Source organism: Mesorhizobium sp. M7D.F.Ca.US.004.01.2.1, assembly GCF_003997785.1.
GTDB lineage: Bacteria > Pseudomonadota > Alphaproteobacteria > Rhizobiales > Rhizobiaceae > Mesorhizobium > Mesorhizobium loti.
On the sequence record NZ_RZRQ01000177.1, the window covers coordinates 1 to 12,467 of the forward strand.

General features: G+C 64.1%; 13 protein-coding genes and 1 pseudogene. 1 reads left to right on the forward strand and 13 read right to left on the reverse strand.

From position 1 onward, the window contains the following. Positions 1 to 1,162: chloride channel protein (locus EN993_RS21930; RefSeq protein WP_164757749.1), on the forward strand; the 1,162-nt coding region annotated here is incomplete at its 5' end. A 19-nt stretch (positions 1,163 to 1,181) separates the two neighbouring features. On the opposite strand, the gene EN993_RS21935 is transcribed toward EN993_RS21930, so the two are convergent. The 13 genes and pseudogenes from EN993_RS21935 to EN993_RS21995 all read right to left on the reverse strand — a co-directional run. Beyond that, positions 1,182 to 2,825 carry an MFS transporter gene (locus EN993_RS21935; RefSeq protein ID WP_127264803.1) on the reverse strand — a complete coding sequence of 548 codons (1,644 nt, stop codon included), beginning with the start codon at positions 2,823 to 2,825 and terminating at the stop codon, positions 1,182 to 1,184. 178 nt (positions 2,826 to 3,003) lie between these two features. Further along, positions 3,004 to 3,990, reverse strand: a complete 987-nt coding sequence (locus EN993_RS38350) for an asparagine synthase C-terminal domain-containing protein (protein WP_127264804.1) — start codon at positions 3,988 to 3,990, stop codon at positions 3,004 to 3,006. Then, positions 3,935 to 4,870: pseudogene (locus EN993_RS38355) on the reverse strand (asparagine synthetase B); the annotation flags it as partial. The pseudogene EN993_RS38355 and the gene EN993_RS38350, both read right to left, overlap by 56 nt. Before the next feature lie 156 nt (positions 4,871 to 5,026). Then, positions 5,027 to 5,293, reverse strand: coding sequence for a flagellar biosynthesis protein FliQ (gene fliQ, locus EN993_RS21950; protein ID WP_023761707.1), 267 nt, complete (start codon positions 5,291 to 5,293; stop codon positions 5,027 to 5,029). Between the two features lie 24 nt (positions 5,294 to 5,317). After that, the gene (gene flgD, locus EN993_RS21955; RefSeq protein ID WP_127264806.1) at positions 5,318 to 5,725 is read right to left on the reverse strand and encodes a flagellar hook assembly protein FlgD; all 408 of its coding nucleotides are present in this window, start codon (positions 5,723 to 5,725) and stop codon (positions 5,318 to 5,320) included. After that, positions 5,725 to 6,168 carry a flagellar biosynthesis repressor FlbT gene (flbT, locus tag EN993_RS21960; protein WP_109659360.1) on the reverse strand — a complete coding sequence of 148 codons (444 nt, stop codon included), beginning with the start codon at positions 6,166 to 6,168 and terminating at the stop codon, positions 5,725 to 5,727. The genes flgD and flbT overlap by 1 nt, the downstream gene beginning before the upstream one ends. Then, positions 6,165 to 6,512, reverse strand: a complete 348-nt coding sequence (gene flaF / locus EN993_RS21965; protein ID WP_109659362.1) for a flagellar biosynthesis regulator FlaF — start codon at positions 6,510 to 6,512, stop codon at positions 6,165 to 6,167. The genes flbT and flaF overlap by 4 nt, the downstream gene beginning before the upstream one ends. Before the next feature lie 31 nt (positions 6,513 to 6,543). Continuing rightward, the gene (locus tag EN993_RS21970; protein ID WP_109659364.1) at positions 6,544 to 7,587 is read right to left on the reverse strand and encodes a flagellar hook-associated family protein; all 1,044 of its coding nucleotides are present in this window, start codon (positions 7,585 to 7,587) and stop codon (positions 6,544 to 6,546) included. Positions 7,588 to 7,591: 4 nt separating this feature from the next. Beyond that, positions 7,592 to 9,046 carry a flagellar hook-associated protein FlgK gene (gene flgK / locus EN993_RS21975; RefSeq protein ID WP_127264807.1) on the reverse strand — a complete coding sequence of 485 codons (1,455 nt, stop codon included), beginning with the start codon at positions 9,044 to 9,046 and terminating at the stop codon, positions 7,592 to 7,594. A 27-nt stretch (positions 9,047 to 9,073) separates the two neighbouring features. Beyond that, complete coding sequence (locus EN993_RS21980; RefSeq protein ID WP_109659369.1) at positions 9,074 to 10,330, reverse strand: flagellar hook protein FlgE; 1,257 nt, start codon at positions 10,328 to 10,330, stop codon at positions 9,074 to 9,076. Positions 10,331 to 10,409: 79 nt separating this feature from the next. Further along, positions 10,410 to 11,078, reverse strand: coding sequence for a response regulator transcription factor (locus tag EN993_RS21985; RefSeq protein WP_013529780.1), 669 nt, complete (start codon positions 11,076 to 11,078; stop codon positions 10,410 to 10,412). Positions 11,079 to 11,299: 221 nt separating this feature from the next. Continuing rightward, positions 11,300 to 11,887, reverse strand: a complete 588-nt coding sequence (locus tag EN993_RS21990; protein WP_164757750.1) for a transglycosylase SLT domain-containing protein — start codon at positions 11,885 to 11,887, stop codon at positions 11,300 to 11,302. After that, a partial coding sequence (locus EN993_RS21995; protein WP_164757751.1) for a flagellar hook-length control protein FliK occupies positions 11,817 to 12,467 on the reverse strand: 651 nt, incomplete at its 5' end. The genes EN993_RS21990 and EN993_RS21995, both read right to left, overlap by 71 nt.

Here is a 12,467-nt window from a genome sequence, read left to right on the forward strand (position 1 = left end):
CGCCAATGTCGCGCCTGTCATGACCGCCGCGATCTCAGCCTCGCTGACCGCCGAAATGTTCGGCGGCGTGCCGTTTCCGCTTGAGCTTTCGGGCCTGCCGGCGCTCACCGCCAGCCAGTATGTGCCGTTCCTGCTGCTCGGGCTGCTCGGCGGTGCCGCCTCGATCGCCATCATGCATCTGGTGACGCTGATCGAGCGCGGTTTCGCCAGGCTGTCGATCGATGCGTCGCTGCGCCCCGTCATTGGCGGCGTCATCGTTGGCTTGTTGGGGCTGATCACGCCGCAGGTCCTGTCCAGCGGCCATGGTGCGCTGCATCGCGAATTCTCGATGAATTACGGGCTGGCCGTGGTGGCCAGCGTCTTTGTGCTCAAGCTGGCGGCATCGGCGGTTTCTCTGGGATCGGGCTTTCGCGGCGGATTGTTCTTCGCCTCGCTGTTCCTCGGCGCGTTGCTCGGCAAGGCGTTTGCGGATGTGATGGTTGTCGTCTCGCCGGCAACCGGCATCGACCCTGCGGTTGCCGCCGTCGTCGGCATGACGTCGCTTGCCGTCGGTGTCGTCGGCGGTCCGCTGACGATGACCTTCTTGGCGCTGGAATCGACCCGCGACCTGACGCTGACCGGCGTCGTGCTTGCGGCCTCGATCATGTCGGCGATCCTGGTGCGCGAGACCTTCGGCTACTCGTTCTCGACATGGCGCTTTCATCTGCGCGGCGAGACCATTCGCAGCGCCCACGATGTCGGCTGGATGCGTAGCCTCACCGTCGGTTCGATGATGCGCAAGGACATCAAGACCATCTATGCTTCGACGACGCTGGCGGCCTTCCGCAAGGAGGTGCCGCTCGGTTCAGCCCAGCGCGTCATCGCTGTCGATGCGGGCGATCACTATGTCGGCGTGCTGATCGTGGCCGAACTGCACAGCGATCCCTCCGATGGCGAGGTGCCGGTGCGCGATCTTGCCAAGTACAAGGACGCGGTGCTGGTGCCGAGCATGAACGTACAGGCCGCCGCCGAGACGTTCCAGCGCGCCGGCGCCGAAGAACTCGCCGTGGTCGAGGATTTCACCGACCATATCGTGCTGGGGCTGTTGACCGAAGGCCATTTGATGCGGCGCTACGCCGAGGAACTCGACAAGGCGCGCCGGGACCTGTCGGGCGAGGGTTAGCGGGCAAGGGGTCCCGGACTCAGTGCTCAATAGGTCCTTTGGCCATCACAAGCGCCGTGCCGGCGGTTGTCGGGCGTTCGATCATGCGCCGCACGCGGGGCGGCTCGTCGCCGCTGTGCAGCGCCCGCACACGTTCGCCGATGACGGCGTCGGCATGGGTGATGCGTCCGTTGTGGCGCACATATTCGATCCAGGTCGGCGTGTGGTAGTGCTCGATCCATATGGTGGGATTCTCGAGATCGCGCGCCAGCGTCCAGTTGCGTGCGCCGTCACGACGGCGGATGCGGCCCCGTTCTGCCATGATGGCGAGGAATTCCGGTTCGTCCTCGTGGCGGATCACATACTCGATCATGATGGCGATGGGACCACTGCGCGGCTTCAGGTCGAGCGCCAAATGCGGTTCCTTGAAGCGATTGAGTGGGTCGAGGTTGAGCACCTGCTGTTGCGGTAGCGGGAGCAAAAGACCGATGGCGCCGCCGGCCAGCATAGCGATGCTGGCGGCGATCAGCGCGGTTTCGGCGCCATGCGCATCGGCGACGACGCCCCAGATCCAGCTGCCGAGCGCGATGCCGCCGAAGGTCGCCGTCTGGTAGACCGATAGCACCCGGCCGACCACCCAGCGCGGTGTCGCCATCTGCACCGTGACGTTGAAATGCGAAAGCGCGATCACCCAGCAAGCGCCGCCGACAAGCAGGCCGAGCGATGTCTGCCAGGCATGATGGCTGACGGCGGCATTGAAGGCGCAGAAGGCGAAGCCGGCGAACGCACAACGCACCATCGTCTCGCTGGACAGCAACTGCCGCAGCCTGACGCTGATCAAGGCGCCGCCGACAGCGCCGATGCCGAAGGAGCCGAGCATGATGCCGTAGGTCAGCGCATCGCCCTTGACGACGTCGCGCGCCACCAGCGGCAGCAGTGCCAGGACCGCGCCGGCACTGAAGCCGAAAGCGGCGCCCCTGACCAGCACCTTGCCGATGTTGGGCGACATGGCGACATAGCGCAGGCCTGCGCCCATGGCGGCACCCAGCGACTCGCGCGGCAAGGTCGATACCGGCACGTCCGGCTTCCAGCGCGCCAGCACGACGATCAGGCCGATATAGCTCACCGCGTTCGCCGCGAAGGCGGCCGCCGCACCGGCAGCGGCGACGATGATGCCGCCGATCGCCGGGCCGACGCTGCGGGTCAGGTTGAAGCCCAGGGAATTGAGCGCGACGGCGGCCGGCACCTTGTTGCGAGGGACGATGTCGCCGACGGAGGCCTGCCATGACGGGTTGTTGAGCGCCGTGCCGCTGTCGATCAGGAAGGTGAAGGCAAGCAGCGTCCACGGCGTCATCAGGCCGGAATAGGTGAATAGGGTCAGAAGCACCGACACGACCAGCATGAAGGTCTGGGCGACCAGCATCACCTTGCGCCGGTCGAAACTGTCGGCGATGGCGCCGGCGACGAGCGCAAACAGCATGATCGGCAAGGTGGTCGATGCCTGGACCAGGGCCACCTGATAGGGCGAGGTGGCGATCGTGGTCATCATCCACGCGGCGCCGACGCCCTGGATCAGGCCGCCGAAATTCGAGACGAGACTTGCACCCCACACGGCGCGGAAAATGCCGTGCCGGAAGGGCGCTAGCGCCGAGACGCCCTCGCTTTCCGGCTTTTCGTCAATCATCGGGGGTTCCCTGCCATGTCGTGCCGATTCGTCAGACGATCCGTTTGCTCAGACCATTTGCCGAAAGTAGGGCATGGCGCCGCAAAGGGCGAATGTCTTTCGAAAAAGCTCATGGTCCAACAATGGGATAGGTGAGGTCCACGCCCTATCTGCCGCCAAATCCGAGGGCATGCGTCGATCAACGTGCGTCACGGACCGCGGCATGCAGGGCTTCGGTGAGCTGGCTCGTGGTGTCGCCGCCAACATGCAGACGAAGGAAAAGCTCCATGCCCACCAGCCGCAGCCGCGATGGCTGGTCGCGCCTCGCCAGGTCGATGAGGTCGTCGACCGAGGATGAAGACCACTTCATGGCGTCGCGCAGAAGACCACCGCGCAGCATGCCCTGCGTGCCGGCGGTGAAGGTGCCAGACACCTCGAAACCGATCTTTCGGGCTTGGACATTCTGCGGCGGAATGTGTTTTTCCGCGACTCTCTTCAACAGCCACTTTCCTTGCTTCTGGCGGTATTTGTGCCGCCTCGGCAGGTGGATGGCGAAGTCGATCAGCCGGTTTTCGAGAAACGGCACCCTCAGTTCGACGGACGCTGCCATGCTTAGCCGGTCATGCCTGTTCAGCAGGTCCTGCAGGTGCGAATACATGTCCTGGAGGCAACAGCCGAGGAAGGCGCGGTCGCCGGGCGATGCCACCGGTTCCAGCCGGTCGAAGATCCTCGTTTGCAGAAAGTTCAGTTCCGGCGACAGCGCCCTGAGCACGACGTTGCGATCCCAGCCATGGGCTGAGCCGATCGATGTCCGGAAGGGGGCCTGGCGCTGGCGCTCGAACCTCATGGCAAGCCGGCGCTTCGACCGAAACAGCCGCCCGGGCCACGACCAGGGCCGCCACAATCTCATGCTGGCCACCTGCCAGCCATAGCCGCCAAACAGTTCGTCGGCACCTTCGCCGGTAAGCAGCACCTTGACGCCGTCGGTCCGGCATTGCTCGGCAAGTGCCAGCAGGCCAACATGGCTTGCATGCCAGCCATCGCTTTCCAGGTGCCAGACGGCTCTTGGCCACAATTCGAGAAAGCGGTCCTTGTCGACCGGCACCCTGTGCAGGGTCGCCGGCGTGACGGGCGGTGCGTTCGGCATCGTCGGCTTCGCTGTGGCCGACGCGCGGGTCGACGACATAGGCTGATATCTCGGGCCTGAACCGTTTCGCCAGCGTGGTGACGAGGCCGGAATCGACGCCACCGCTGCAAGCCGCCGCGAGGCTGGTGTCGGCGATGCAGTGGAGTTCGACACTGTCCCGTATCAACGACCCCAGCGTTGCCATGTGCTCGGCGTCGGTGGCCCTGTCGTTGGCGATGCGGGCCGCGTCGAGGACGTCGAGGACGTGCCAGAAGCAGCGTTTCTCGATGCCGGCATCGCTGATCTTCCACAGGCCTGCCGGCGGCAGCCGCTCAATTCCCTGGAACAGGCTGAAGCTCGAGTCGCGGCTCTGCCAGGCGAGGCGCAAGGTGATCTCGCGGGCATCGACGTCGCGCGCAACGCCATCGCAGGTCAGGATCGCCTTGTCCTCGGAGGCGAACAGGATCCGGTCGCCCGTCTCGGCCACCGACATCGGCTTGATGCCGAGGCGGTCGCGCGCAAGCCACAAGGCGCCGGTCCGCGCGTCGAAATAGGCCAGGGAAAACATGCCGTCGAACAGCGGAATGGCCTTGTCCGGGCCCCAGTGGTGCAAGGCCTCGAGAACCACCTCGGTGTCGGAGACTGTTCGAAAGACCCGGCCTTCCGCTTGCAGCGCGTCGCGCAGGAACCGGTAATTGTAGACCTCGCCATTGTAGACCAGCACGCCCTGGCCGCAGGCGGTGAGCATCGGCTCGCGCGCCGCGGCCGAGAGATCGATGATCGAGAGCCGCCGGTGCCCCAGGGCGAGCCTTCTGTCGTTCCATGTGGCATGGTCGTCGGGACCACGGTGCACGAGCGCCTGCATCATGCGGCCAACGTCGGCGAGGTCGCCGCCGGCGATCGGGTTCCGCTTGCGCCAGACCCCGGCTATGCCGCACATGGTCCGGTTGATCTGGCCTGGTTCATGGGCTTCCGCGAAGACATCGATGCAAATGCGGTGACATCAGACCAGCGACTGCCTTGCCGGATGGCACGATGGCAATCTAACCGGAAGCCAGCCGCCTGCAAGCGGTGCCTGCGTTTTCGCAAGCGCGCTTCAGAACCCGTTCTGGATGCGCTCGAAGATGACGTTGGTGAAGGCCGATATCTGGCTGCCGATGAAGGGGCCGGTCAGCGCCACCACCAGCATGATGGCGACGATCTTCGGCACGAAGGTCAAGGTGATCTCCTGGACCTGCGTCAGCGCCTGGATGAGGGCGATGCCGATGCCGACCACCATGGCGACCAGCACCACCGGTGCGGACGCGGTGAGCACCGTCCACACCGCGTACTGGACAATGTCGAGAGCGTCGGCCTCGTTCATGGGACTGGCTCTCTGTCGAAAGCGTCAGCTCACTGCCTTGACCGAGACGCCCGGGCCGACCGCGACTTCGGTGCCGTTCTGCAGCACGGCGATCAGGCCGCTACTGGCGAGGCGCACCGACGCCACCGTGCCCGTCGTCTTGCCGTCGGCGGAAGTTATCGAGCGCCCGATCAGTGCGTCGGCCTGCGACAGTGCCGAGGACTGCATGATCTGGCCGAGCTTGGTGTTGGTCTGCACCGATTGCTCGACCTGCGAGAAGGTGGCGAGCTGGGCGACATACTGCGTCGAATCCATCGGCTTGGTCGGATCCTGGTTCTTCATCTCGGCGATCAGAAGCTTCAGGAAGGACTGGTAGTCGACCGCTGTCTTCGAAGTCGACGCGGTGGCCTGGTTGGCGCCGTTCGGTATCGTCGTCGTCATGTCCACGTTCATCAGTATCGTGCTCCCACAGCCAGCGGGCGCTCGGCACCCGGAACGTCGTCATTGCCACCCAACGCGCGGCGTTCGAGCGGATAAAGCGCGCGAATTGCCTTCAGCGCCTCGTAGATATGGTCCTCGCCGACCATGCGGTCGATCTGTTTCAGCGCAGCGCAGATCTGGGTGTCCTCGAAGCTTGCCAGCAGCAGTGGCAGCGAACGGCGGAACATATCGCGCGCCCCAGCCGCACCGGCCGGGTTCATCAGCATGACCTGCAGGATGAAATACAGCTGTTTGAGGGGTGTCGAGGCGTCGTCGGCCTGGATGACGTGGCTTTCGAGCAGGAACTGGACGTCGTTCATCAATTCGACGGTGACTTTGCGGTCGACCCGGATGACGGCGCCGTTGATGTAGATCTTCTCGTTCGGCTTCAGCGATATCTTCAGCGTGTTGGTCATTGAATGCCGTCCCTAATGATCTGGGACACCTCGATCAGCCCTTCGAAATTGTTGGTGCGACCCTGGCGAATGTCTTCCGCCTCGCGCAGCAGCCACAGGCCGATGGAAATGAGGTTGGCGCGCAGCTCCTTGGGCAGGGCGTTGTCGCTGGAACCGAGATCCTCGACGAAGGCGGTCCAGACGCGGTTGGTGAAATGAAGCGCCTCGATCGCCTCCATCGAACCGTGGCCGGCCGCCGCCGCCGCCGCCAGCATGTCGATCGAGCGGGTCAGGAGTTCCCGCTCGCGGTCCTTCGCGTCGGCAACGGAGGTGCTCTGGATGTCGGCGTAGGAGAATTGGTACATCGTTGGGGCTCTACCGTTCCGTTAAGCGTTGTCAGGTCAGGTAATTCAACAGGCTGAGCTGCTGAAGGCGTGCGGTCAGCGCAAAAGACGTTTCGATGTGTTGGGTCAGGTCGGCGACGCGGGTCGCGGCTTCGGCCGGATCGACGCCTTCCAGATCGAGAATGTGCCTTTCGAAGAGGTCGACCTGCGTTTTCATCCGGTCGTTTGCATCGGAAACCCGCTTCTGGACGATACCGGTCTCGGATTGAATCTGGGCAATGCCGCTCAGCGCTTCGCCGACCAGCAACGTGGAGCGGCTGACGACAGTGTTCTTCGCGGCCTGGCTGATGTTGCTGGACATCAGGCTGGCGACCATGGCTGCCGCCATTGCGAGCTTCTGGATGCCATCGCTGTTGGCGCTGGTCGAGGTCGGGGTGGTCTCGTTGAGGGCGATGCGGCTGACGATCTGTTGGTCGGTGGCGTTCGACCAGTTGCCTTGCCAGCCCGCGCCCGTGAACTGCGGCGCGACATCATTCGTGATGAAATCGTCCATCTGGGCAGCCGTGATGTTGGCCGCGGCCGGGTCGTCCTGGGTGAAGCCGAAATTGGCGACGAAAGCGGCGTCGAATGCCGCCTTGGCCGGAGAGCCGGCAGCCATGAAGTCGTTGATCGGCTTGACGTCGGTGTTGGTGCCGGCGAACAGATATTCGCCGTTGACGCTGGTGTTGAGGATCGATGTCAGCTGCTGGATGGTTGCCTTGCCGGAGTCCCGGGTGAGACTGTTGGAAGAATCGCTTGATGAGGCGGTGGTCAGGCTGGACAGCAAGGTCTGCGCGGCGCCGGAGAGCTGTCCAAGCGAGGTCTGCGTCGAGGAGAGCCGGGCGCCGACCAGGCCGTTGGAATCGATGATGACGTTGAGCCGATCAAGATCGCGCTGGAAGGTGACGGCCTGGGTGGTGCGCCCACCGAGAGCCAGACCGACGTCGGCGACCCGGCCCGTCGAGGATTCTTTCGTGGCTTTGACGAGTTCGGCCTGCATGCGCATCTGCTGGGAGCGCATGGCATTCGAGATGGCGGCCGACGAGACTGAAGTCATGGAGTTATCCCACCGCGTTGAGCAAGGCCGTCATCATGTCGTCGACGGTTTTCATCATCCGGGCCGATGCCTGATAGGTGTGTTCGAGGTCGAGCAGCAGCGACATTTCCTGGTCGACATTGACGCCGGTCGCGTTGGACAGCGCCTCGGCGCTGCGCGATGCCAGTGCTTCCTTGGCGTCGGAGGCGGTCGAAGCCTGCTGGCGCACGCCCTCGAGCCAGCCGATCGAATTGGCCGCGTAGTCGGAAACGCTGGACGTCGCCGAAACCCCGGCGGCGGGGTCGAAAGTCATCGGCTGGTCGAGCCGGTCGCCATAGGCAACCAGAAGGATGGAATAGGATGCGCCGCCGCCGGTGTTGGCGACATAGGCGGCACCATTGGCGCCGCCGTCGCGCAGCAGCGTCGGATTGCCGCCGCTGCTCGGGTCCATCGCCGCATTGACGCTGATGGACGCGGCAAGGCCGTTGACCAGCGTGCCCGCGGCCGGGATGGCCGGCGCCCCCGACCAGGTGAACAGGCCGGCGGCATTGGGCATCGAAGGTGCGGTCTCGGCAAAGGCGGTGATCAGGCCGCGCGCGGTCTCGTCGAGCTGGCTCTGCATCGTCGAGGCGACGCCGTCGCGCAATTGCAGCAGGCCGGCAAGCGTGCCGCTGGCGCTGGTGTTGCCGCCGGCTCCCGCCGAGATCGGCACATTGTCGATGTAGACGGCATTGCCGGCCGCACCCGCGGTGTAGCCGGCGGATGCCGCGAAGGTGACCGTGCGCGGTATCGTCTCGAACAATGTCGTGCCGTCGCCGGTGGTGATGACCATGTCATTGTCGCCACGCGTGAAGGTCGACACCGGGACATAGTTCGAAATCTTCTTCAAAAGCGCGTCGCGCTGGTCGAGCGCGTCGGAAACGTCGGTGCCGGAACGGGTTCCGGACATGACCGCCGTGTTGGCATCCTGGAATTGGCTGAGCAGCGAGTTCAGGTCGTCGACGGCCGTGGCGATCTGGCCGTCGGTCTGGGTGCGGAAATCCTGGACGGCCTTGGAGCCCTCATTCAGCGAGCGCACGACCTGCTTGGCCGCGTCTATGACGGAGGCGCCGAGGTTCTGGTTGGACGGCGAGGTGGCGTAGAGCTGCAGAGCCTTCTGCAGGTCGGCAATCGCGGTCGAGGGCGAGGACGCATTGTCGACGCCATTGACCGCAACGCCCAGTTGATCCATGCCGCTGTAGAGGGCGTTCTGGCCGCTCCAGGCCGACAGCGCGCCGAGGTTCTGGCGGAACAGTAGGTCGTTGGTGGCGCGCTGGATATCAACCGAACGCGCGCCCGGCGCCGTGCTGGTGACGACGGCCTGACGGCGCGAATAGTCCGGGTTGGAGGCGTCGGCGACGTTGCGCGAGACGACGCTGGTCTGTCGCGCGGTGTTCATAAGCGCCGACTGGGCGATACTCAATGCGGTAGACAGTGACATGCGGGTCTTTCGCGGGCGGCGCCCGTTTTATCGCTTCAGGTTGACAAGGACGTCCATCAGATCGGAACCGGTCTGGAAGACTTTCGAATTGGCGGTGTAGCTGCGCTGCGCCGCGATCATGTTGGTCAGTTCTTCGGCGATATCGACGTTGGAATTCTCGAGCGCGCCGGAGATGATGGAGCCGAGCTTGCCTTCATTGGCAAAGCCGACCCGGACCGCGCCGGATTCGGTGCCCTGCGAGTAGACGTTGCCGGGCAGCGCGGTGAGCTGGTCCGGGCTCTGCACGTCGGCCAGCGGAATCTTGTAGAGCGGCTTGGTGGAACCGTCCTTGTACTGCGCGTAGATGGTGCCGTCCTTGCTGATCTGGACCTTGTCGATGGTGCTCGGCGCGTTGCCGTTGACCTGGGCGTCGGAAACGGTGAAGCCGGCGCCGAGCTGGGTCAGCGCCGACAGATCGAGCGTAAAGGCGGCGCCATTGGGCACGGTCAGGCCGACGCTGTCGACGGCGCCGGTGAGCTTGCCAGTGGTGGTATCGAAAGTCAGGTTGGCCGAGCCCAGCGCGCCGCCGGTGTAGGGGAACGCTGTTCCGGGCGTGGCCTGCGACTGGTCGAAGACCGCGACCTGCCAGGTGCCGGCGCCTGTGTTGGTGAAATAGACGTCGAGCAGCTTCTTGTTGCCGAGGTTGTCATAGGCAACCATCGAGGATTTCGAGGTGTACTGTGCGCCGACAGCATTGGTGGTGGGCAGATTAGCGGCAGCGACCGGTGTCGCGCCTGCCGGCAGGTTGCCGGCATAGCTACCCTCGGTGCTCGGTGTTGCGGTCATGCCCTGATCGGAGATGACAACCGGGACCAATCCTTCGAAGCCGTTGACCGTCGCCGCCGGCACGCCATTGTCGTAGCTATAGGCCATCAGCTGGAAGCCAGCCGAGTTGACCAGCCTGCCCTGTCCATCGGGAACGAAGGCGCCGGCGCGGGTCAGGTAGGGCGTGCCGCTTGGATCCTGAACGACAAAGAAGCCATCGCCGCTGACGGCAAGATCGGAGACCGAGGTCGTGTACTGAAGGACGCCCGGATCGCTGACCGCCTGACGGATCGTCGTGGTGACGCCGCCGGAATTGTAGGCACCACCCGTCGACGGCATGACCAGCGTCGAGAATTCGGCGGAGGATCGCTTGTAACCGGTGGTGTCGGAATTGGCGATGTTGTCGGCGACCGTCGATAGGCGGTTTGCCTGCGCGTTCATGCCGGAAACGCCGGTCCGCATCATTCCATAGAGGCTCATCGAAACGTCTCCGCTGTGTCCATGCCACTGGCTACGAGGCTACGCGTGTTTTCTTGCGCGAGGCTGGCGCGGCGCTGCATCAGAAGACGAGCCGGTAGCCGAGGAAACGCTTGGAATCGATCGGGTCGGTGCCCAGCTTCTCGCGCAGCTTCTTGCGCAGTTTGCTGATGTGGCTTTCCACCACGTTCTCCTCAACCTCTTCGTCGAAGATGCCGTAGATGGCGTTGAAAACCTGGGTCTTGGTGACGCGACGCCCGCGATTGCTCGCCAGATATTCAAGGATGCGGCGTTCGCGGCGCGGCAAGGGCAAGGGCTGACCATCGATCTCGGGGTCGCGCCCGTCCATGAAGATGCGCATGGCGCCGATCTCGGTGTAGGCGACGTCTTCCTGGGCGCGGCGGCGGATGGCGGTGATGCGGGCCAGGATCTCTCTGATATGGACGGGCTTGCGAATGACGTCATCGACGCCGCTCTCGAACAACCGCAGCGTGTTCTCCAGGGAGTGCTGTTCGCTGAGCGCAATGACCGGAGCGCCGGTGCGGTCGCGGATCTGGCGGGGAGAGATGGAGCCTTCGCGGCAGTCGCCGATGAGGAAGGCCCGGACCGAGCGCAGATCGGTGTCGGCGGCCGAGTTCACCCACTCACCGAATTCGCCGGACGCAAAGCCTGCACAGGCGATGCCCTCACGATCGAAAAGTGAATTGTATCCCTCTGTTACGAGCTCGCGCTCGTCAACGATCACAATCATCGGCCCGCCTCCGAATCAAATCATTTGCCCCGTGAAGAGAGGCGTATCCGCTGGCGAGAATCCTGAACAACCGTCATTTCTTGTAGCTAGTTTCTTGGGAGTCTGGAATCGCACCGGTTGCATTAGCGTGCAACCAGATATGCTTTCGGCGGCAAGATCTGACCAAGTCAAAAGGACAAATCAAGGTTGCACGCTTGGCTTATTAGAAGCGGAAAATACGCTTATGGGTTGCAGAAACCGCGCGCGTTCGCGGTCCATTTTCCAAAGCCGGTGGCGACCATGTTGGCAATGACGCGGCAGACATAGATCTTCTGCGCCGGGTCGTTGTCGGGGCCGGCATGATAGCGGGCGACGGCCATCGACCAGGTCTCGTGGCGGGCATGGAGGCTGGCCAGGAAGCGCGCCGCGTAGTCGACGTTCTGGCGTGGGTCGAGCATGTCCTCAACGCTGCGAAAATGCGATGCGTGGTAGTGGTGGTTGATCTGCATGCAGCCCAGATCGATCAGCGTCTTGCCCTCGCGCCGGGCATTGGCGAAGGCGGCAAGGGCCTCGGCCCGGCTCCTCGGAAAGACCGCTTTTCCTTCTATATTCAAGGCGTTGGGTTGAAGACTGCCCTTGTTGCCGGTCTCGGTCAAGCCAACGGCATAGAGGATGCCGGCGGGCACGCCATAGCGATCGGCGGCGCGCAGGATTTCCGGCTCGCAAGGGTTGGTCGCGGTCGCGCCAGCGCTTGCCGCGCTAGATAAAGATATCGCCGCCAGCGCGCTCGCGAGAAGGCGAAGTGCCGCGGCCGTAGTCCTGCGCGTCATCGTTGCGGTTCCCTGCGGATTGCTGACCCGGTTGCTGCCCGCCGGCTCCGCCGTTGCCGCCGCCCGAATTCCCCGGTTGAAAGGATGACGGGTCGCGGCCTGACGCCGTCGGCAAGGGGGCGGTTGCATCGGTGCGGGTTGTAGTGGCAACTGCTACCGAAGGTTGCAAGATTGTGACCTTGTCAACCTCGAAGCCGAGCCCCCGCAGTGACTTGACGATGGCCTCGCTGTCGGCGGACAGCCGACGATAGGCGTCGTGTGTTTCGGGCTTCAGCTCAATCGAAAGTTGTTCTCCGGAGAGGCGAAGATGGGCCGTCACCATGCCGAGTTCGGCGGGGTGAAGTTCGATCTTCAACACATGTGTCGGAACGGCAACAGGGCTGGCCAGCTGGGCGGCCGCGGATGAGGCTGAAAGCGCCTTTTGCGGGCCGCTGTCGGCGGCTATGGCGTTGATCACATTGAGGGCTGCCTGGCTGATGGGACTCTGCGGCGGTGCGGGGAAGCTCTGTTCGGACACCACGTCGATGCGTGCGGCGGACAGGGACTGTTTTCCCGCTTCGGGCCGCATCGAGGACTGGAC